General features: G+C 72.2%; 18 protein-coding genes. 7 read left to right on the top strand and 11 right to left on the bottom strand.

What is annotated here, in order from left to right; translation table 11 throughout:
* Positions 1-27: 27 nt before the first annotated feature.
* The 4 genes from Q0848_RS13835 to Q0848_RS13820 all read right to left on the bottom strand — a co-directional run bounded on the left by Q0848_RS13835 (position 28) and on the right by Q0848_RS13820 (position 4,553).
* Positions 28-822 carry a hypothetical protein gene (locus tag Q0848_RS13835; protein WP_299038522.1) on the bottom strand — a complete coding sequence of 265 codons (795 nt, stop codon included), beginning with the start codon at positions 820-822 and terminating at the stop codon, positions 28-30.
* 64 nt (positions 823-886) lie between these two features.
* Positions 887-2,602 carry a hypothetical protein gene (locus tag Q0848_RS13830; protein ID WP_299038520.1) on the bottom strand — a complete coding sequence of 572 codons (1,716 nt, stop codon included), beginning with the start codon at positions 2,600-2,602 and terminating at the stop codon, positions 887-889.
* A 309-nt stretch (positions 2,603-2,911) separates the two neighbouring features.
* Complete coding sequence (locus Q0848_RS13825; protein WP_299038518.1) at positions 2,912-3,676, bottom strand: hypothetical protein; 765 nt, start codon at positions 3,674-3,676, stop codon at positions 2,912-2,914.
* Complete coding sequence (locus Q0848_RS13820; RefSeq protein ID WP_299038516.1) at positions 3,663-4,553, bottom strand: HipA domain-containing protein; 891 nt, start codon at positions 4,551-4,553, stop codon at positions 3,663-3,665. Before Q0848_RS13820 ends, Q0848_RS13825 begins: the two co-directional genes overlap by 14 nt.
* A 386-nt stretch (positions 4,554-4,939) precedes the next feature.
* Here Q0848_RS13820 and Q0848_RS13815 point away from each other — a divergent pair, with 386 nt between their 5' ends.
* A complete protein-coding gene (locus Q0848_RS13815) occupies positions 4,940-5,929 on the top strand; it encodes a hypothetical protein (protein WP_299038514.1) in 990 nt (329 codons plus the stop codon).
* 57 nt (positions 5,930-5,986) lie between these two features.
* Here Q0848_RS13815 and Q0848_RS13810 read toward each other — a convergent pair whose 3' ends face one another.
* From Q0848_RS13810 to Q0848_RS13790, 5 genes are all read right to left on the bottom strand, one after another.
* Entirely contained in the window at positions 5,987-6,631 is a 645-nt protein-coding gene (locus Q0848_RS13810; protein WP_299038512.1) for a hypothetical protein, read from the bottom strand.
* Between the two features lie 244 nt (positions 6,632-6,875).
* Positions 6,876-7,889 (bottom strand): hypothetical protein, encoded by a 1,014-nt coding sequence (locus tag Q0848_RS13805; protein WP_299038510.1) that lies wholly within the window; start codon positions 7,887-7,889, stop codon positions 6,876-6,878.
* A gap of 187 nt (positions 7,890-8,076) precedes the next feature.
* Positions 8,077-8,433: a DUF7002 family protein gene (locus Q0848_RS13800; RefSeq protein ID WP_299038509.1), complete on the bottom strand. Its 357-nt coding sequence runs from the start codon at positions 8,431-8,433 to the stop codon at positions 8,077-8,079.
* A gap of 249 nt (positions 8,434-8,682) precedes the next feature.
* Complete coding sequence (locus Q0848_RS13795; RefSeq protein ID WP_299038507.1) at positions 8,683-9,924, bottom strand: hypothetical protein; 1,242 nt, start codon at positions 9,922-9,924, stop codon at positions 8,683-8,685.
* Positions 9,925-10,113: 189 nt separating this feature from the next.
* Positions 10,114-11,856 (bottom strand): helix-turn-helix domain-containing protein, encoded by a 1,743-nt coding sequence (locus Q0848_RS13790; protein WP_299038505.1) that lies wholly within the window; start codon positions 11,854-11,856, stop codon positions 10,114-10,116.
* A gap of 207 nt (positions 11,857-12,063) precedes the next feature.
* Between Q0848_RS13790 and Q0848_RS13785 the strand changes: the two genes are divergently transcribed.
* Genes Q0848_RS13785 through Q0848_RS13770 form a run of 4 tightly spaced genes read left to right on the top strand, consistent with a single transcriptional unit; the run spans position 12,064 to position 15,950 of the window.
* Entirely contained in the window at positions 12,064-12,837 is a 774-nt protein-coding gene (locus Q0848_RS13785) for an N-acyl homoserine lactonase family protein (RefSeq protein ID WP_366146614.1), read from the top strand.
* Positions 12,837-13,256, top strand: coding sequence for a zinc ribbon domain-containing protein (locus Q0848_RS13780; RefSeq protein WP_299038501.1), 420 nt, complete (start codon positions 12,837-12,839; stop codon positions 13,254-13,256). Before Q0848_RS13785 ends, Q0848_RS13780 begins: the two co-directional genes overlap by 1 nt.
* Positions 13,253-14,449 carry an alcohol dehydrogenase catalytic domain-containing protein gene (locus Q0848_RS13775; protein WP_299038499.1) on the top strand — a complete coding sequence of 399 codons (1,197 nt, stop codon included), beginning with the start codon at positions 13,253-13,255 and terminating at the stop codon, positions 14,447-14,449. The genes Q0848_RS13780 and Q0848_RS13775 overlap by 4 nt, the downstream gene beginning before the upstream one ends.
* Positions 14,436-15,950, top strand: a complete 1,515-nt coding sequence (locus Q0848_RS13770; RefSeq protein ID WP_366146606.1) for an NAD-dependent succinate-semialdehyde dehydrogenase — start codon at positions 14,436-14,438, stop codon at positions 15,948-15,950. Before Q0848_RS13775 ends, Q0848_RS13770 begins: the two co-directional genes overlap by 14 nt.
* Before the next feature lie 348 nt (positions 15,951-16,298).
* On the opposite strand, the gene Q0848_RS13765 is transcribed toward Q0848_RS13770, so the two are convergent.
* Positions 16,299-18,080, bottom strand: coding sequence for a cytosine permease (locus Q0848_RS13765; RefSeq protein ID WP_299038496.1), 1,782 nt, complete (start codon positions 18,078-18,080; stop codon positions 16,299-16,301).
* A 330-nt stretch (positions 18,081-18,410) separates the two neighbouring features.
* On the opposite strand from Q0848_RS13765, the gene Q0848_RS13760 reads away from it, so the two are divergent.
* Both Q0848_RS13760 and Q0848_RS13755 read left to right on the top strand, forming a co-directional pair.
* The gene (locus tag Q0848_RS13760) at positions 18,411-18,953 is read left to right on the top strand and encodes a DUF4262 domain-containing protein (RefSeq protein ID WP_299038495.1); all 543 of its coding nucleotides are present in this window, start codon (positions 18,411-18,413) and stop codon (positions 18,951-18,953) included.
* Complete coding sequence (locus tag Q0848_RS13755; RefSeq protein WP_299038494.1) at positions 18,928-19,464, top strand: Uma2 family endonuclease; 537 nt, start codon at positions 18,928-18,930, stop codon at positions 19,462-19,464. The genes Q0848_RS13760 and Q0848_RS13755 overlap by 26 nt, the downstream gene beginning before the upstream one ends.
* A 40-nt stretch (positions 19,465-19,504) precedes the next feature.
* On the opposite strand, the gene Q0848_RS13750 is transcribed toward Q0848_RS13755, so the two are convergent.
* A complete protein-coding gene (locus Q0848_RS13750; RefSeq protein WP_299038492.1) occupies positions 19,505-20,311 on the bottom strand; it encodes an SDR family oxidoreductase in 807 nt (268 codons plus the stop codon).
* Between the last annotated feature and the right edge of the window lie 450 nt (positions 20,312-20,761).

Here is a 20,761-nt window from a genome sequence, read left to right as displayed (position 1 = left end):
CGCTTCTCGGAGCGCGTCCGAAGTCCGTCACAGGGGCATGCCGTCGGACAGCCAGGAGTAGGCGGCGTACTTCTCCTCGGCGTCCTCGTTGACTGCCTCGTGGTATCGCCGGTCGCTGAGAGGGAAGCGGACGCCTGACGCGCTGGAGGCCCAGAGGGACGCGAAGAGGAAGTTCTCACCGAGCTCCGTGGTGAGGGCCGTCGCGACCTCGGGTGCGTAGTGGCGGATCAACTCGTGACTGAAGTGGCGCGGGAGCTCCTCATCTTCCTCGACATCGACGTCGAGGCGGGCACCTGCTGCCAGCACGCCCCAGGAGAAGGCGCCCACCATCGGGTAGGTCCCGGTCAGCTCGTGACCGTCGTCGTGCCACTCGTCGACGTGCTCCGTCTCATGGGCGTGGGCCTGGAAGACGCGGTAAAGGGTCACCAGCGCGAGGAGCCGGGCAATGGACGCAGCCCTGCCGAGTGAATCCTCGAACTGGACCAAGCCTCTGCGGTGCAGGGCCCCCCAGGCGTACCGGAGCCAGGCGACCTCTGAGCCGTTCACCCAGAGGTTCGACCACTCGCGCGCCAGGTCCTCGACGTCAGTCCAGCCCGTGTCACTCTCGTCCTCGTCCTCGTCCTCGTCCTCGTCCTCGTCCTCGTCCTCGTCCTCGTCCTCGTCCTCGTCCTCGTCCTCGTCCGACAGATGCAGGTAGGCCTCCTCGTCAGCGCCTGGCTGGAGGGAAACCGCACCCGCCTCGCCGTCACCAAGTTCGAGCTGCTCTCCGACACCTAGCGCGAGGGACTGCTGCCACGACAAGCCACCCCGGACGTTGCTCACGAGGAGTGGCTGCTTCGGACGGCAGGCGCAGCCGTAGGCCCATACACAGTCGGTACTTCCCGTCTCATGTGGCTGCTCCAGTCAGCTCGGCTGGTGTCTTCCCGATGAGGGCGCGCGCCGTTGCCCCCAGGATGGGCTCGCCGCGCTGGCGAAGCTCAGCGCGCTCCGCGTCGGGAATCCGCATCGACTCGGCGAGCAACGCGGCGAGCGCGCCGACCTGCTCGTCCACGGTTTCGGGGTGGAACGTCCAGCGGACGTTCTCGTCGCGGGTGATGACATCGATGCGGGCCCGACCGCCGGCGCCCTCCCCGGTGGCGGCACGGACGTAGCGCAGAAGGTCGAGCGGGACGCTGCTCGCGACCTTGCCGTGCTCGCGCAGATCCCCCGGCCTGGCCGTGATGATCCGCCGGTCCGTGACGGCGACGACCGCGGCCCACTTCTCGGGGTCCAGCCGCCCGAGCAGGGCGGCACCCTTGGCGAGCTCGTCGAGGCGGAAGGGGAAGGCGAGGCATCGGACGTTCTCGCCGTCCTCGAGCAGCCAGCGCAGCACGCGGAGGTAGGGCTCGTGGTCCAGGTCGGCCGGGGCGCATATGACGTCCGGCTCCTGCGGTGCGGGCGCCTGCGGGCGCAGGGCGTCAGCGAGCGGCCGGACCGCGTCCAGCAGCTGGCCGCAGGTCAGCCGGACCGCCTTGGCGTCCTTGCGCTTCTGCGTCAGCGGCATGCCGGCGCGTCCGGGCAGCTCGGCGATGATCTGCAGCGCACGCGTCAGCGAGTCGACGAGCGTCGTCGTCGTGGCCAGGCCTGAGGCGAGCTCCTGCTGGGCGTCCCGGGTGATGACGTCGACGAGACGCGCCTCCGCCGGGTCGTCGGCGCCGGCGGTCCTCGCGCGACCGGCACGCAGCGCCTGGTACCCAGTCCACCCCTTGAGGGACGACAGCAGGGCGTTGGCGTCGAAGACGATCGCCTCGGCGTTCGTCTCGAGGTACTGGCGACGGTCCTGCGCGTCCCGCCGGTCGAGCTGCCGGACGTGCTCGACGACGTTCTCGCGGTAGAGGCCGAGCTGCTTGCGCAGCGGCGCCTCGCTGCCCGCGATGCTGTCCCAGAGCGACTCTGGAACGGCGCCGACCTCCCTCGCCTGGGCGACGACGCCGTCGATGGACGCGACAAGGCCCAGTAGCTCGGCCCACTGCTCGCGGCGGATGGTGGTGAGCACCTGTGTCGCCAGGGCGATGTTGGTGCTGACGAGGCTGCTGATCTCGCTCAGCTTCATCTGAAGAGCGGCCATGGCCAACGCTGGACCAATGGCGGCTGCCGCCATTGCTGGGCTCGCCACCGCAGCGGGCACGAAGCGTGCCTGCTTGAGGCCCCCACGGGTGATCAGCGTTCCGAGTTTCGCGCCGTCCTTAGTGGCGAGTTTTGCGCCGGCGTCGATGGCGGCTCGCGTGGCGTCGTCGAGTCTGTACAGGCCCTGCGCGTTGGCTATCGCCGTCCCGACGTTGCCGCCCGCTGTCGCCGCGATGCCGGTGGAAGCAAGGGCCGTGGAGATCCTCGCCCGGTCGTCGGTCGGCACGAGCCCGAAGTCGACCAGGTCCAGGCCCGCCGGCACGTCACCGAAGACGACCGCGATGCCGGGGAGGATCTCCGCGAGGACCGTCGACGGCTCCGCCGCGTCGCCCTCGGCTGAAGGAGTCGGAGGGACGAACACCGTCGAGTCGTCGCCGCCGTCCGGACCGTGGCCCGCGGCATCGTCTCCGCTCGTCGGCGCTGAAGGCTCTTGCATGTGCTTCCTCCCCCGTGGAGAGGCGATCGCAGTCCGCCTCTGTCGCTGGACCTTAGAGCGCGGTGCTCGCGGGCGCCGCAATCTCGCCGCACATCGTCCGCGGCCACCCGTGCGCCGACAGTCTCGGAGAGGTCTTACCGCCTCCAGTCCATAGATTTATGACACTCGCCATAGATCCATGGACAGGAGGCATAGAGGCGCCGCCACGCGCGTGCTTCTCAGCGCGGCGCCCGCACGCGTCGGCAGACGGACGACCTCAGGTCGAGGGCTCCGCGGCGGGGCTGCTGCCTCGCGCTCGTCACGTAGTGCTCAGCCGTCGACGACGTCCCAGTCCGGTCCTGAGAACGGCGCCCATCCGGCCACCGCGCCACCGTCGACGCGGACGAGCAGTCGCAGACGTGACCCGACGTCGGGTCCGTTGACACGGACTACGCGCACCACCGGCTGAGCAAGACCGTGCACGTAGTCGAGCAGGACGTCGGGCACCCACCCCACCGGAGCGCTGTCTCGCGCGCTCACCAGCAGGGCCCTGGCGTTGTGCCTGTTCTCCGGCTGCGGCATCAGCGCCAGCTCGTCGCCCTCCTCCAGGGAGTCGAGGGCGGCGTCGCTGCCCGGCATGTGACGGATGCCATGAACGAGGAAGACGCACGACGAGCGTCCGTCGGCATCAGCTGACGGAACCGGGCTGAGCTCCACCGCATCACCCGCGCGGTGACCTCCCGAGCGGCTGAGCACAAGGAGCGGAGAGGCGTCCGGCCCCAGGTCGAGGGCGGCGAGGTAGTCCGCGCGGTCGGGGCGCCTCGGGTCCATCAGCCGCTCGGCGAAGAGAGGGAACAGCCCGCGGGAGACGTACCGGCGCACCTGCGGCATACCGACGAGAGGGCGGAAGCCCGGTGCTGCAACAGCTCGCCGGAGGTAGGCGAACGTGTACTCGACCCCATCGACGTCGGCGTGCGCCTCCAGGAAGCCGAGCGGCCGGTACATGCTGGTCGGGTCCTGTCGCGTCACGAGCAGACGTGTGACGTCGTGGGTGCTACCGCGGTTGGCCGTGGTGACGTGCTCAACCGTGCGCATCGAGCAACCTCCTCCGGTTCGCGGTCAACAGTGCATGGCTGAACGTACGAGCAGGGTCCGACATCGCCGGCGTGCCGTCGACCGCTGCGGCGAGATCATCCTCCGAGATGTCGCCCAGTCGGCCGACCCACTGCTCCGAGGCAGCAGCGCCGCACCGCTCCAGCGCCTGCCTCACCACGTCGAGAAGACGCGCCTTGCCGTCTCCCATCTTCGATGCCCTCGCGCGACGCACGTAGGACTCGACGCCCCGTCCGGTCAGGATCTCCAGGCGTTTGCCGTCGGTGAGCTGGAAGCCCATGGACGCACCATGGTCGTACGTCGGCGCCAGGACGAGCTCGCCGGACGGGCGGGCGAGGACGGCCCAGTTCTCCTCGTGCCTGTCCTGGTTGCTGATGAGGGCGTCGAGCAGCAGGTAGCCCGCGAAGACGTCTCCGGCGCTCGTGCCGCTCACCTCGTCGGGAGGCGCGACATCGTGCAGGACGGCCAGCACGGCGTCGAGGGTGTGTGCGGCATGACGGACTTCCTTCGGCGCTTCACGGTCCACGGACCCGCCCAGCAGCACGAGCCCCGCGTGCAACTCCCAGCCCTCGCGACGCCGCATCGCCGTGACGATGTCTCGCGAGACGGCGCCGCGCCGACCGTCGCGCGACGCCACCTCGGCATGAGCGGCAGGCACACCCAGCAGCCGGGCGACCGAGCAGGCGAGCGCCTCGGCCCAGTCCTCGCCCTCCTCGTGGCCGTTCTCGTGCACGCGGTTCGGCTTGAACAACCAGCGCTCGTCGGCCGCGTCTCTCAGCCAGGTGTTGCCGCTGCTGCCCATGGCTTCGAAGCCGGCCACCTCCCACGCCGAGACGTCCCGGACCGACGCGTGCGCCACGTAGCCGACGCTACGGGGTGCTGCCGACGCGGGTGGCTGTCGACCTCCGCGCGATCCTCTGGAGCGCGGGGGCGTGCAGCGTGGTGAGCCGCTTCTCGATGAGCCAGAAGGAGACGCGGCTGCTGAGCGTCCGGTACGGACTCCCCCGTCCATGCCGACGAGCGCGCGACGCGGCACGCTCTCGTGGATCGGCTTGGTGTCTCGGATCCCCGCCGTCCCATGCCCGGGATGGGTGGTCCCCGCCGCATCGGTGGTCGCCGGAGCCCCGTTGTCGGACGGCGCTGCTCCGCTGGATCTGTGCGCGAGGTGAACGGGTGGCGCGGCGGGGAGGACCACACGCAAGTGCCGGTAGGCGTCGGCCACCTCCTGCCACCCGCTCCGGTGACGTGCGTCGGCTCGGTGCGCTCGCCGCCCTCGTCGAGACGGACACCGGGCCGCTGGTGACTGCGTGCCAGCTCCCCGCCCCGACGCCGACCGTCAGCGTGCACCGCGACGACCAGCTGACCGGCGTGTGGCAGGCAGGCCTGGTCGTCGCGGCGGCGAACGGGACGACGACCGTGCTGACCTCGTCGATGCTCGTGGCCCCCGACGAGCGACGGCTGGACCGGGTCGCCACCGCAACACCTGGAACGCAGGCCCATGTGCTCCTGCGCTCTCGATACCTCGCGCTCGGGTCGGCGCCGCCGTCCTGGCGCGTCGTCATGTGGGAGGACCTGCTGGCTCTCCACGCCGGCAGCGCTCACGAGTGGGTCTCGGCCACGGCCCGCGCCTGGCTCGAGCACGCCAGGCGCGTCCCGCGGCTGAGCGCGGCGACGCGGTGGGGTGGCGTGCGGGACGGCGAGGACGTGGCGGCAGCGGCGACGGCCCGGATGTCCTGGGTCGCATCGGGCATCTGGACAGCAACCGGGCTGGATGTGGTGGTGCAGCCGTTCTACGGGCTCCGCGACGTCCTCTGCTTGGAGGCGCCGACAGCGCGCAACGGGTCGTCGGTCGTCCTGCAGGCCGGGGCCCGCTCGTCGGCGGGCCGCACGGGGGCAAGGGCCGCCGGGCCCGCCTCACCGGACGGTCTGCTCGTGCTCGTCGGCCTTCGCCAGGACGACGTCGCGGACGGAGAGACCTACGACTGGGCTCACCTCTGGGACCTGTGGCCGCTGCTGGCCGCCGCGCGGGACGACTGGGACGTCGAACCGGCCCGGCCCCGCGAGGACCGTCAGCGGCGGCGGGGGTGGGAACGGATGGTCACCGGGGGCGGGCCACCGCACCTCGGCAAGGGGCCCGGTGCCACGGAGGCTTCGGCTACTGCCTCTTTGGAGCGACCTTCGTCCTGGGCGTCGACCTGTCGCTCGACGACGTCGTCCGAGAACTCGCCGCGCTGATGCCCTACCTCGTGGACGCGGCCCAGCGCGTGTGAGCGCCCGAGGGCACTGTCTGGCTCAGGTGTCCTCCTCGCGCGAGGCGACTCGCGTCGCGCTCCAGATGGCGTGGTCGAGGTCGGTGGGCGGGACGACCAGTCGCTCGGCGACGGCGTGGACCAGGCGGTTGGCCTCGTCGGGGGTCGGGGTGCGGTCGAGCGCCTGCTCGACGAAGCGGACGACCATGCGGTCGGCCTTGACCTGCGGGCGGCCGAGCAGCATGCAGAAGTAGTTCCACGTCTGCTTCCCGAGGCCGTGCACGCTCGTGTACGCCTGGCGGTGCTGCTCGGCGTCGACGGTCTCGCTCGACGTGCCGCCCGCCGCGACGAGCTTGCGGGCGGCCTCGACGACGGCCTCGGCCTTCAGCCGGCCCGAGACCTGCTGCCTGTTCTGCAAGAGGTCGACCAGCGCCTGCGGGTCGAAACCGGCGAGCGTCCTGAGGTCGTCGACTCCTGGCGCGCCGTCGCGGTCGCGGTAGGCCTTCACGACGCTACGAACACCTGTGTCCTCGGCGCCGTACCGGGCGCTGATGCTGAAAACGGCGTCGAGGAGGGCCAGCTCCGACTGGCCCTTCCACCCGCCGGGCCACTCGGTCCACCCCTCCCGCGGCAGCGTCGCCTCGACGTGGGCGAGGAGGCGGTCGACGTCGGCGGTCTCGGTGGCCATGCCCGTGGGTCTACCACCCAGGACGCCGGCTCGTAGGGCTGTTGACGACGCCACGTCTTCACCGGGAGCACGGGCACGGGGTGCCTACCAGCTGGAGGACCCGGTGCCCGGGCGCGACAGTCGAGGTACGACCTGGACGCTTCTGGCAGCGCGGGTCGAACGAGATGGCTCGGCACGCCGACATCACCTCGGCCACGGAACGACCGCCCCGTGCCCACGTTGATGCGAGATGCACGCCCCAGAGTCAAAGACCCTCGCTGGCCTCGCTGCTCAAGTGCTCCTCTGCAATGCCGTAGAGGTTGTTGTCCCCATACATCCATGCGTCCGGGCCAGACAGTGGTCGAGAAGCAGTCTCGGTGGCTTGCTCGATGATGTGCTGCGCCAACTTGGTGGCGGACCAGCCGGGCACATCGGGCTCCGCGGCCCAGTGGAGGGGGCGCGTGGCGTCCTGACGCCACGTCACCACCGAACGGGCGGGGTCTTCGCCCATCCATGCGTTGACCTTCGCGACAACGTCTGGTCTGAGGAGTGTCTCCAACGAGAGCGAGAGGCGCGCTGCTGTCGGTACGAGCTTGTGCTCGACGATCACTTGCACCGAGCGCTGACGGCGCTTCCTCTTTGCAATCTCCACGCTGACCACGTCGCTGGTAACGGCGCTCGTCGGGCTCAAGATGCGATCCGTGAGGTCGTCGATGGGGAAGATGGTTTGAAAGGTTGCGCAGAGAGGGGCGCTCTCGCCCGGTGCGGAGAAGAGGGTCAGCTCGATGCACTCGATCGAAAGGCTGGGGCTCAGTTCGGCGAGCCACCTGACGGTTGTCATGACTTGGAGCGGGAATCGCTCGGCGATGAGCACCACCTTGGGCCTGGTGAGCAAGTCGTCGTCCCAGCCGCCTTCGACGTGGTCCTCGAGGTAGCCGAGGGCAAGTTCGGTGCTCACGGCCGCGCCGGACGTCTTCGACAGGTGGAGAGCGTGGGCTTCGGCCAGTGTCCCCTTGGTGAAGCCTGCCACGAGCGCCGCGTAAGTAAGCGCCTGGAGGTGCACCCGTTTATCCCCATCGCGCTTGAGCTCGACGACGACGAGTTGTCCCGACGCGTCGAGGGCGAGTATGTCAAGCCGTTCCGCGGCCATCTTCCCCGTCGAGGTGGCCCATGTTGAGTACTGCTGGCTCACGACTTTGACGTTTGCGCCGAGGATCTCTGGGTGGTCGACGACCCATCGCTCCAGATGCTGGACTTCGAACAAGCCCTGTTCAGCCATCGTCGTCCTCGTGTAAGGCGTGGATGCCGTGCTGTCGACCTGGGAGACCTGTGCTGCTGGAGTCATGCTCATCCCTTCGCGCATTCCGATGCGAGCATCATGCCGCTGGCGCCGCTTTCGCGTCTTGAGAACGCGCTCAACGGGCGTCACCCTGGTTGACCCGGCGCGAAACTACAGCCGTCTTAGGTCAGAGCGCCTGGACGTCCTCGACGAGATCGGCGATGTCCCGGACGGCGTAGGGGACGGTCAGCTCGACGACCGGCTCGCGCCGCGCGATGCGTCGGCGCTCCTGCCACGGGTAGTCGGCGAGCCGCCGGAAGGTGCCGGCGCCGCGTGTGACCACTGCGCCGGCGTGGACGGCGCCGCTGTTGAGCGGGCAGAGCTCGACCTCGCCGCCGTGGGCGGCGAGCAACCTCGCCGTGTCGATGACGAGCAGGTCGTGCTGGCGCCCGCGGTAGGCGGCGTGCAGCTTGTCGAGCCGCTCCTCGGTGAGCCAGAAGAAGACGCGGCTGTTGAGCGTCCGGTACCACTCGTCCTCGCCCATCCCGACGAGCGTGCGCCGCAGCACGGTCTCGTTGATCGGCTTGTTATCCCGGATCCACGCCGTCCCGTGCTCGGGGTGGGCTATCTGGACCGACTGCGGTCGCTTGCGGGCGAGCAGCTCGTCGCGCTGCGGCTGCCTGACGCCGTAGAGGTCGCACAGCGCCTGCGTCGACAGCAGGCCGTACTGCTGGATCGACGGCCACGAGTTCGCTCGGCCATGTGGAAGAGGCGGGGCCAGCGGTCGGCGATCTCATCGGCGAGCACGGACACACCGCTCCTGGAGCTCGGAGAGCACGGCCCGCTCCCGTGCGTTGACGGCTCCGTCGATCTCGGCCACCTGGGTCGCCGCATCGACGATGTCCTGCAGATTCCCGGGCTCGGCTTCGACGCGCGCCCACACCTCGGCGGCATCGACGTCGACGAGACGCGCGAGCGCCTCGTCCACTACTTGGTGCCTGGCCTCGACAATCTGCACCAGGTGCCGCATGAGCAGGGCCTCGTCGTCCGAGATCTTGCTGTCCGCCTTGACGACGAGCCACGCGATCCACAGCAGGAGCTGCGGGTGCCGGCTCTTCTCGGTCAAGCGCTCGGCGACCTCGATGACCCGCGCCTCGTTGCGGAAGACGCCTTGGGCGTGCCGTCCGGCGACGAGCGTCGTGTAGCGGTTAAGCACCGCCGCGAGAGGGACGCCGACGAGCGGAATGCCGATCTTGATGGCGTTCCGCTGGAGGAGGTACTTGCCGACGACAGGGAGCCCCTTGGCGGCTTGCAGGGTGGTCCCCGAGTAGAAGCGCTTGATGAGGGGCCGCACGACGGCAGGGACCGCCTTCGCCGCGCCGTCGCTGATCGCTCCACCGCCCTTGATGGTGAAGGCCACCCGGATGAGCTTCCACATGTCCTCGGGGTCGGACGTGTCGATCGGGACGCGGTAGAGGACCGCGACGTCGTGCGCCAGCCGGAGCTGCAGCTGGGTGGTGAACGTGACGTCGACCAACATGGTCGTGACGGCGGCCGGGACCGTCAGCGGCGAGGCCCCTCCCAGACTCCCGATGGTCGCGACGACCGCTGCCGAGTACGCCCCGGCAGAGAGTCCGCCCTCGAGCGCGGCGTACCGGGCCGCCATCTTGATCCGCTGGTCGACGACGGCGTCTGCAGGGACGCCCTTGTACCGCTCCTGGAAGTACTCCCAGTCGACCTTGTCGGTGTAGGAGCCCAGAGCCTGCGCGACGAGCTTGGTGAACCAGCCGCCGGACTTGATGTCGTCCGTGTCGAGGTTGGTGACGAACTGCCGGAGTCGGTCGCGCTCGCGCTCGACCTGCTCCCGGGCGAGCTCGTCATCGTCGACGTCGGACTCGAGCAGGTCCTCGGCGATGGGCGCCGCCGTCGGGCCGCCGTCGGTCGGTGAGCCCGGGCCCCCTGCAGTTGACGGGGGGCTGGTCGGGTTCCGACCAGTCGTCGTGGCGTCGTCGGCTGCTGTCGAACCTGACGGCATCTGCATCGCGTCCCCCCGGAGCACGGATCGACGGACGTCGCCCGCCTCTGCCCGGGACCTTACGGTCTGGTCAGTTCGGTGACGGCGCGTTGTCGCCAGTCGATGCGCACGTAGCTCGAGTGGCTGCTGGACGGCCTCGCCCCTTTAAGCGCGTCGACGCCTGGATCGCGCGTTGGCGGTGACGGGCGGCTACCGCTGCGGCCGCGCACCTCTCGACGACCTCAGCGCCTGCAGCCTCATCGCGGCGTGCACGTCGAGGCTCCGCGGGGGGACGTCCCAGCCCGTCCCGAGGAGGTCCCCGAGACGCTCGGCCCGCTGCCGCACCGTGTTGACGTGCACGAACAGCCGGGCCGCCGCGGCGGCCCGCGAGCCCTCCTCGAGGACGGCGGTGGCGGTCTCGACCAGCTGCGTTCCGTGCGCGGCGTCGTAGGCGAGCGCCGGCCCCAGCTCCTGCTCCACGAGCGCGTCCACCACCTGCTCGTTGTGGCCCCCGAGCAGGAGCCCGGCGATCCCCAGGCGTGCGCGGTCGACATGGCCTCGGCGCCAGCCCAGCACCTGGGCGGCGCGGGCGGCCTGCGCGGCTTCGGCGTGCGCGCGAGCCAGGGGCCCGGCGCCGCGTCCTTCAGCGGTGGCGCTGCCCACGAGGCCGCAGACGCCGGCTGCCTCCAGCGCCCCCGCGGCGCGCTCGCCCAGCGCGTCTGCGGGGGCTCGGTGGTGGGCGGCCTCCAGCAGGCACACGTGGCCGGCGTGGACGGTGACGAGCCCGCCGCCGGCGACCAGCGGTCGTAGGGCGGCCACGCTGCGCAGGCGCTCGGCGGCCGGCACGAGGACCACGAGCGAGGACGCCGGCGCGCGCAGGTCGACCCCGTGGGTGAGCGCCCGGGCCTCGGCCACCTCGCGGCGGGCCGCTCGGTCACCGGAGGGTCCGCCGTCGAGCGAGTCGTCCAGCAGGTCGTCGAGCAGGGTCGAGGCGGAGCGGTCCGCGGCCTCGGCCAGCTCGTGCTCGACCTGCAGCGCCAGTCCGACGGCCAGGGCGCCGCGCGCGAGCACGGCGTCCGCCCGTGCGCCGGTCGCCGGGGTGACCAGACAGCCCCGTCCTCCCTCGACGGCGTGCTCGCTGCCGACGTGCCGCTCGCTCTCCTGCTGCGGTGCCGCGCCCGACTCCGACCGCACCGCGCCCTCGGCGTCCAGCAGCGCCACCGGGACAGCCAGCTCGGCGGCCAGCTCCTCGAGGACGGCGCGGCAGCCTCCTCCGTCCTCGATCGCGGCCAGCAGGCGAGCATCCAGGGCCAGCAGCGCTGCGGCGTCGGCGGCCTCCCGCGCCCCGCGGGCAGCCGCGTCGCAGAACTCGTGGGCGGCGGTGCGCAGGTCGGCGATCTCGCCGGCGCGCCGCGTCTGCTCCAGGGCGACGGCAGCCTGCAGGGCCAGCAGCCGCAGCGCCGCCACGCCGGCGGGCGGCATGACCACCGGTGCGCGGTGCGCCACGAGGAGCGCCCCCACCAGGTGCCCGTCGACGCGCAGCGGCTCCCCGCTGATGGCGCGCACCCCCTCGTCGGCCACGACGGCGTCGATGTCGGTGAGGTGGTTGAGGTCGGCGTCGGCGAGGTAGTCGTCGGTGTGCACCGACGTGCCGCCGGCGGCCACCGCCCCGAGGATGCCGGTGCCCAGCGGCATCCGGATCTCGGCGTAGGCGCGGGTGCGCACGCCGTCGGTGACGTGGATCCAGGTCTCGCCCGCCTCGAGGTCGTTGAGGGACAGGTAGGCCATGTCCGCGCCGAGCAGGGCGCGGGTGCGGCGCACGAGGGCCTGCAGGATCAGGCCGCGGTCGCGCACGCTGGCGAGGTCGGTCGCCGAGTCGTGGACGGCGCGCAGCAGCGCCTCCGACGTCGGCACCCCGAAGCTGCCGGGCGGCGTCGTGGCGTCGTCCAGCACTCCTCCACCTCCGCCGGCGGGGTGTGCGCCGCCCACACCCGGGGCACCGCAGTGTGTCAGCGATCTCCATGGCCACGGCTGCTTCGTCGCCCGAAGGTGGGCGGGCGCCGCACCGCCGCGGCGTGCTCCGCGACGACGCGAGAGAAGAGGTCCGACGTGACCGGCAACGCCCCCGACATCAAGCTCCACGTGCTGTCCACCGGTGTGATGGAGACCGACCTGACCTGGCTGCTGCTCAAGGGCGGGCGCACCATCCGGGACCGCCACCACAAGGACGACCCCGTGGTCTGGGGCGACTGCCCCACCCACGCGGTGCTCATCGAGCACCCCGAGGGCCGGGTGCTGTGGGACACCGGGGTGCCGCGCGACTGGGAGCAGCGGTGGGCGCCCACGGGCTTCCACGACTTCTTCCCCGTCAAGGAGCCCGTGGACGGCCCCGGCTACCTCGACACCTCGCTGGCGTCGCTCGAGCTCGCCCCCGAGGACATCGACATCCTCGTGCTCAGCCACCTGCACTTCGACCACGCGGCCAACGCCCGCGACTTCGCCGGCGGCAAGACCCGGATCGTCGTCAACGACAAGGAGCTCGAGGGCGCCCGGAAGATCGACGGGTACAGCGCGGGCGCGCACATCGTCGGCGACTACGACGGCCTGCCCTTCGAGACCGTCAGCGGCGACGTCGACATCCTCCCCGGCATCTCCGTGATCGAGACCCCCGGCCACACCTGGGGGACGATGTCGCTGAAGGTCGACCTGCCCGAGGAGGGCACGAAGATCTTCACCTCCGACGCGGTCTACCTCAGCGACTCCTGGGGACCGCCCGCGGTCGGCGCCGCCATCGTCTGGGACAACCTGCAGTGGCTGGAGAGCGTCGAGAAGCTGCGCGACATCGCCGAGAAGACGGGCGCCGACGTCATCTTCGGCCACGACGCCGAGCAGGCGAAGACGCTCCGGTACGCCCCCGACGGGATGTACCGCTGATGGTGCTGCACGACTTCCTCTGCGGCACCGGCCACCGCTTCGAGGCCGGTGTTGCCTCCATGACCGCGCCGGACCCGGCGTGCCCCGCCTGCGGGTCGGCGGCGCGCCGCCGCCCGAGCCGGCTCAACATGGGCGGCCGGGCGTCCACCGGGGTGGCGCGCGAGCAGATGCCGCGCAGCTGGGAGGGCGTCGGGCGCGGCGACCGCGAGACGGTCGCGCACTGGCGCAAGCTCGCCGGCGACCGGGACCGCCTGGAGGAGAAGCACCCCGAGCTCGCGGGGGACCGGCGGCCGGTGCTGGCCCACGAGGGGGTCTTCGCGAGCCGGCCGCTGCGCGCCGGAGACGACCCCGCTGCGGTCGTCGCGTCGGTGAAGGCCGCCGAGGCCGCGTCGGCGTCGCCCGAGCGGGCGGCGTCGTGAAGATCCGCGGCGCGGTCCTCGGGCGCATCGGCGACGAGCGCCCCTACGCCACCTCGCGGCCGATCTCCGTCGTCGAGCTGGAGCTGGACGAGCCGGGGCCCACCGAGGTGCTCGTCCGGATCGAGGCGGCGGGCGTCTGCCACTCCGACCTGTCCGTCGTCGACGGCAACCGGGTGCGGCCGGTGCCGATGCTGCTCGGCCACGAGGCGGCGGGACGGGTGGAGCGCGTCGGCGCCGAGGTCGACGACCTCGCCGTCGGCCAGCGGGTCGTCATGGCCTTCCTGCCGCGTTGCGGGGAGTGCGCCGGCTGCCGGACCGACGGCCGCCTGCCCTGCACGCGGGGGTCGGCGTCCAACAACGCGGGCGAGCTGCTCGGCGGCGGACGCCGGCTGCACGCCGTCACCCCGCTCGGCGACGGCGATGACGCCGTCGGGGCCGGCGACGACGTCCACCACCACCTCGGCGTCTCCGGGTTCGCGACGCACGCCGTCGTCGACCGCCGCTCGCTGGTGCCCGTCGACGACGACGTCCCGCCGGAGGTCGCCGCCGTGCTCGGGTGCGCGGTGCTGACCGGCGGCGGGGCGGTGCTCAACGCCGGCAAGCCGGCGGACGGGGACACCGTCGTGGTCGTGGGGCTGGGCGGCGTGGGGATGGCGGCCCTCCTGACCGCCGTCTCCCTCGGCAAGGGGCCGGTCATCGGGGTGGACGCCGTCCCGGAGAAGCTGGCGCGCGCGCTCGAGCTCGGGGCCTCCCAGGCCTTCTCGCCGGCCGACGCGCTCGAGGCCGGGCTCAAGGCGCCGGTCGTCGTCGAGGCGGCCGGCAACGTGCGCGCCTTCGAGACGGCGGTCGCGCTGACCGGCGTCGGGGGCGTGACCGTGACGGTGGGCCTGCCGGCGCCGACCGCCGAGGCGACGATCCGACCGCTGGGCATCACCGCCGAGGCGCGCACGATCGTCGGCAGCTACCTCGGGTCGGCCGTCCCCGCGCGGGACATCCCGACGTACGCGCAGATGTGGCGCGAGGGGCGCCTTCCGGTCGAGGCGCTGATCTCGTCGCGGACGCGCCTGGAGGACATCAACCAGGCGATGGACGCCCTCGCCGACGGGCAGGCCATCCGGCAGGTGATCATCTTCGACGCGGACGGCAGCGAGCCGTCCGACCAGGCAGACGGGACGGACCATGACCACAGGTGAGACGGCGAGGGCCGAGCCGGTCCGGCCGGAACAGGCGACCCGGGAGGCCAGCCTGGTCGCGAGCGTGCCCACCGACCTCCTCATCGGTGGCCGGTGGGTGCCGGCATCCGCGGGAGAGCGCTTCGCCGTCGAGGACCCGGCCACGGGCGCCGTCCTCACCACCGTGGCCGACGCGAGCGTCGAGGACGGCGCCGCCGCGCTCGACGCGGCGGTCGCGGCCCAGGGGGCCTGGGGGAGGACGGCCCCTCGGGAGCGGGCCGAGCTGCTGCGGGCGGCGTTCGACGCCGTCGTCGCGCGCACCGAGGACCTCGCGCTGCTGATGACCCTGGAGATGGGCAAGCCGCTCGCCGAGGCGCGCGGGGAGGTGGCCTACGGGGCGGAGTTCCTGCGCTGGAGCTCCGAGCAGGCCGCCCACGTCGCCGGCCGCTACCTGCCGGCCCCGGACGGCAAGCAGCGCCTGCTCGTGGTGAAGAAGCCCGTCGGCCCGTGCCTGCTCATCACGCCCTGGAACTTCCCGCTGGCCATGGCCACCCGCAAGATCGCCCCGGCACTGGCGGCCGGGTGCACCGTGGTGCTCAAGCCTGCGGCGGAGACGCCGCTGACGGCCCTGCTCTTCGCCCAGATCCTGCTCGAGGCCGGCGTGCCCGAGGGGGTGGTCAACGTGGTGCCCTGCACCCGCGCGAGCGAGGTGACCGCCCCGCTCATCGCCGACCCCCGGCTGCGCAAGCTCTCCTTCACCGGCTCCACGCCGGTGGGCAAGCAGCTGCTCAAGCAGGCCGCGGACGGCGTGCTGCGCACCTCGATGGAGCTGGGCGGCAACGCGCCGTTCCTGGTCTTCGAGGACGCCGACCTCGACGCCGCCGTCGAGGGCGCCCTGCTGGCCAAGCTGCGCAACAGCGGCGAGGCGTGCACCTCGGCCAACCGCTTCTACGTGCACTCCTCGGTCGCGCAGGCGTTCACCGCGAGGCTGGCCGAGCGCGTGGGGGCCGTGACGGTCTCCCGCGGCACCGAGGACGGCGCGCAGGTCGGGCCGGTCATCAACGAGAAGGGCCGGACGAAGGTCGCCGACCTGGTCGACGACGCCGTGGCCCGCGGCGCCCGGGTCCTCACCGGGGGATCTCGGGTCGAGGGCCCGGGGTACTTCTTCGCCCCGACCGTGCTGGCCGACGTGCCCCTCGGCGCGCGTCTGCTCCAGGAGGAGATCTTCGGTCCCGTGGCACCGGTGGTCACCTTCGAGACCGAGGACGAGGCCGTGGCGCTGGCCAACGACACGCAGTTCGGGCTCGTGGCCTACGCCTACACGACCTCGACCCCGCGGGCGCTGCGCCTCACTGAGCGCCTGGAGACCGGGATGCTCGGGATCAACGCCGGCGTCATCTCGAACCCCGCGGCGCCCTTCGGTGGCGTCAAGCAGTCCGGGCTGGGCCGCGAGGGCGGTGAGGAGGGCATCGAGGAGTACCTCGAGACGCTGTACGCGGGCATCGCCGATCCCTGGGGCTGACCGCTCGCTGACGGGAGCGACGCCGCGGTGGCGCACGGCGGCGGCCGACCCCGCGGCTGAGCTCTGCGACGCGCAGGGCCTGCCGCGGTGGTCGTCGACACCTCCGCGGTCGTCGCCGTCCTGCGGGACGAGCCGGAGTCGGAGCGGTACCTGCAGGCGCTGGTCGACGCCGCGGTGGTCCCGGTGCCCGCTGCCCTTCCCGACGTCGCGGTACGCCTGGCGCGCGGCCGCGGAGTGCTGGGCGGTGAAGGGCTCGACGACGGCACCGGCGGCCGGTCGGCGCTCGCCGGCCCCTCCTCCGTGACGACGGGCGGTCGCTCGCGCCTGTGGCGCGGGCGCATCACGGCGTCACGTGGTCTGGGCGGCCCGACCCTCCGGGTCGTCGACGCCGCGCTCGGCGAGCACGCGCGTCGCGTGCGCCTTGTGGCGCCGCAGCGCCCAGTACGCCGTGACGAAGTAGACGACCGTGCCCACGGCGGCGACCCACCAGAAGGCCGTGCGGTTGGCCTCGTACGCGGCGGTGTCGGGGCTGGCGAAGAGCACGACGAGCCCCATGACGAAGATGACGGCCAGGTCCACCAGCCACACGACGCGCAGCACGCGGGTCAGCGGGCGCCGGTCGGTCGTGTCGACGTCGGTGGGCGACTCCTCGGCCTGCTCGGCGTGGAGCACCTCCACCCGCTCGGCGAAGAGGGCGTCGGCCGCCTCGCCGTCGGGGTAGCGCTGCGCCGCGCCCATCTTCTTGGCGAGCAGGACGTACAGCCCCATGCTGATCAGGAACGCGGGCACGAAGGCGAAGTACACGGGCATGAGGCCGGTCGCGACCGCCGTCGCCGCCAGCGCCAGGGTGACGCCCCACGCCAGCAGCGCGGCCTTGTTGTTCACGCCCTTGTAGCGGGCCCAGAACGGCGTCATCCCGAAGCGCTTGAGGAGGAAGTGCTCGGCGAAGAGGATGCCGCCGACCGGGACGATCGTGATGCCCGCGTACGTCACCAGGTTGAGGTAGCCGCGGTAGACGAAGGGGAAGACGCTCGCCACCAGGACGATCACGCCGATGGCCAGGGTCATCTTCTTGCGGGAGAAGCGGGGGAAGGCGCCCTGCCCGGCGAGGCCCGCCCGGTAGAGGTTCGCGTTCGCCGTCGTCCAGCCGCCGACGACGACGACCGCGAGACCGGCGTAGCCGAGCGCCTGGAAGGCGACCTGGCCGGGCTCGATGACGGTGATGCTGGTGCCGACGATCGCCGCGGCGGCCGCGCCCATGAAGCCGGCGGCGACCCAGGCCATGTAGTGGCCGAGGAACATGCCGGTCGCCGAGGTGTAGCCGTACGAGCTCTTCTTGGCGTAGCGCAGGAGCGACATGTCGACGAGGCCGGTGTGCGCGAAGGAGTTCGCCGCCCAGCTGTAGCCGATGATCCCGAGCAGGCTGATGCCTGCGGTGCCCTCGGGGGTCTGGCCGGTGAAGATCGAGCTCTCGCCGAGGGCGATGAAGTCGCCCCAGCTGCCGAGGACGGTCGAGCCGGTCACGTCCTGGGAGACGGCGGGGATGAGCGCCATGCCGCCCGTCGCGAACATGACGATCAGCCAGGGTCCGCAGGTGCTCGCGAACTCGGCGAGGGCGTTGAAGCCGAAGGCCGCGACGACAACCGCGACCGACCCGAGGACCACGGCGAGCACGATGAAGCTCAGGCTCGTCGGGTACGCCTCCTGCTGCGCCGGGAAGTCCAGGACGATGTTGAAGGCGGTGGCCGACACGGTGATCATCGCCGCCGAGATGATGGCGAAGACCAGCGCGTTGACGCCGTTGAAGAGCTTGGTCGTCAGGCCGCCGGCGACCCGGTCCAGGTAGGTGTAGACGCTCATCCGCGTCTGCACCGCGATCGGCGCCGTGAGGAATCGGAAGCTCAGGACCGCGAGCAGGTTGCCGATCGCCAGGCCGATGAGGACGTCGGTGAAGCTGGCGCCGAGGATGACGAACGTCGCCCCGAAGACGAACTCCGTCCCCGCGATGTTCTCCGCGGAGTAGAGGCCGGCGAAGTGCCCGGGGCCGTGCAGCTCGTGCTTCCCGGCCGGGAGCTGCTCGGCGTCCATGCCGCGCAGCCGCCGGTCGAGCTCGGTCGTCGTCTCGGTCATCGAGGGTCCTGCCCGCCGTCGGTCCTGGTCGCCGGGTGCTCGACGAAGCGGACGCACCGACGCGTCCCCCGGGCAACGACAGTCGTCCGCCGAAGTGGACCTGTCAACAGCAGTCGTCGGCGTGGCGCCCGGCGTCGTCCCCGACGTCGTGCGTCGGCACCGCCACCTCGCTACCCGGCACGGGTGGACCGTGTCCCCGCCGCGCCCACAGGCCGCCCGCAGCGGTGGGCGTCCACAGGTCCCGGCGGGAGCCGGTTCCGCCGCAGCGTCCGTCCCTAGCGTCTCGCCACCGGGACGACGAGCGGGTGGAGAGGGGCCAGGAGCGTGTGCGTGATCTGCGACGGCAGGACCCACGAGGAGGTCAGGGCGCAGCACCTGGCGCAGATCGAGGAGCACGGGTGGTCGCACCAGATGGTCGAGGGCGACATCACCGGGCCGCCCTTCGCGTACACGCTGGGCCTCACGCGCCAGGAGGGGCATCCGGAAGTGGTCGTCAGCGGTCTCCCGCCGGACGTGGCCTGCGGGGTGCTGCACGCGGTAGTCGAGCACGTGCAGGCCGGTCACCGGCTGACCGCCGGCACGGAGGTCGACCTCGGCCACGCCGTCGTGTGGCGAGTCGTGCGCGTACGGCACCCGCAGCGGCTCGTCGTCGCGCAGGAGATCTACGCCACGCCCGGCCACGCCGGGCTCGTGCCCGCCCTGCAGGTCGTCTGGCCCGACGACGTCGGCCGCTGGCCCTGGGAGGTGCCGTGGCGCGAGGCGCGGCGGGTGCAGGAGGTCTTCGGCACGCCCCGATGGCGGACGTGGAGACGGCGCCCGCTGGGCACGGCGTGCGTAGCCTCGGGCCATGACGCTGCCGGTGGTCCGGCGTGACCTCGCGCCCGAGCGGCCGATGGGCTGGGACGAGTACGTCTGCCTGGGAGACGACGTCCACGGCGAGTACATCGACGGCTGCTTGGTCGGGACGCCCCCCAGCCGCCAGCACCAGAACGCCGCACGGCGGCTGGCCAGGCTGCTCGAGCAGCACCTGCTCACCGGGCACGACGTCGTCACGGCGTGGGGGTGGAAGCCGGGAGCCGACGAGTACGGCCCGGACGTCATGGTCCACCCCCGCACCGACGAGCAGGTCCGCTTCACGGGCACGCCGCTGCTGTGCGTCGAGGTGCTCTCGACGAACCGCGGTGACGACCTGGTCCGCAAGGCCTCGAAGTACGCCAGGGCGGGCCTGCCGCAGTACTGGGTCCTCGACCCGCTCGAGCCGAGCCTGCGGATGTACGCGCTCGAGGACGGCGCGTACCGGCAGGTGGGCGTCGTCACGGGTCGTGGCGACACTCCCGGGTGGCCCGGCCTCGTCGTCGACCTGGACGTGCTGCTGGGGGACTGACGCACGGTCGCGCCAGGGGCCGTCCGACGCGGCGGGCTCGTCAGTCGCGCGGCTTGGTGAGCGCTCCCTGCATCGCCGCGTTCGCCGTCTCGGGCAGCACGGCCGCCGAAGCCGCCTGGGACTTGGCCGCCATCGACGCGGTCACCTCGTCCTTGCCGTCGAAGAGCGCGTCGAGGCCGGCCGCGGCGACCTTCGCCGGGTCGTCCTTCGGGCCCTTCCCCGCCCCCGTGCCCTCCATGCCGGCGCGCTCGAAGAACTCCGTGTCGGTCGGGCCGGGCATGAGGGCGGTGACCGTCACGCCCGTGCCCTTCAGCTCGTGGCGGATGGCCTCGGCGAAGGACAGGTCGAACGCCTTGGACGCCGCGTACGTGGCGTACCAGGGGCCGGGCTGCGTCGCCGCGCTGGAGGAGGTGATCAGCACGCGGCCCTCGCCGCGCGCGACCATCGCCGGCAGCAGGGCCTTCGCCAGGCGCACCACGGCCGTGATGTTGAGGTCGATGAGGGCGACGTCCCCCTCGATCGGCGTCTCGAGGAAGGGGCCGCCGTTCGCGACTCCGGCGTTGAGGGCCAGGACATCCACCGGACGACCGGTCGCCGCCACCGCGGCGACGAGGGCCCCGACGCCGGTGGCGGTGGTGAGGTCGGCGTGGAAGGACTCGACGACCACCGGGGCTGCGCCCTGCTCGGCGCGCAGCTGGTCCCGCGCGGCGTCGAGCTCGGCGTCCTCGGCGCACACCAGCACGTCGTGCCCGCGCTGGAGCAGCTGGCGGGCGAGCTCGAGGCCGATGCCGCTCGAGCCCCCGGTCACGACGGCGAAGGGGCGGCTGCTGGGCGTCTGCTCGGTCATCGACTGCTCCCGGTGTGCTCGCGTGTGCGCGTGGTCGCGCTGGCCTGGTCCTGACCGGTCTCGGTGGTCGAGGCTAGGTCGCGCCTCCCGGGACGGCACCCTGGCCGGGCTGACCTCCCCTGCGTGCGATGCCGGCCGTGTCGGCGCCTGCGCTGCGACGGGCTGACCTCGCCCGACCCGAGCGGGGGACGAGAACGTCTGGGGGCGGGAAGCGCGTGCCCACGGACGTCCAGCGGGTCGACGCCGCCCTCCGGCTGACTATCCGCTGTGGCCGCCGATCACCGCTCGTCTCGCCGGGCGAGCTGCTCGCAGGCAGGCTGCGCGTGCCGCTCCGATGACGGGCCGCGCAGGAGGGCCGCCCGACGCGCGGCTGCTGCGGCGTGGCGATGGACCTCGCCGAGGGGTCCGGACGACCTGCTCCTGACGACCGGGTGGCTGACCACCGCGCCA

Source organism: uncultured Pseudokineococcus sp. (assembly GCF_947495735.1).
Taxonomy (GTDB): domain Bacteria; phylum Actinomycetota; class Actinomycetes; order Actinomycetales; family Quadrisphaeraceae; genus Pseudokineococcus.
The sequence above is the reverse complement of the archived record's forward strand: the minus strand, read 5'-3'. Positions and strand labels throughout refer to the sequence as shown.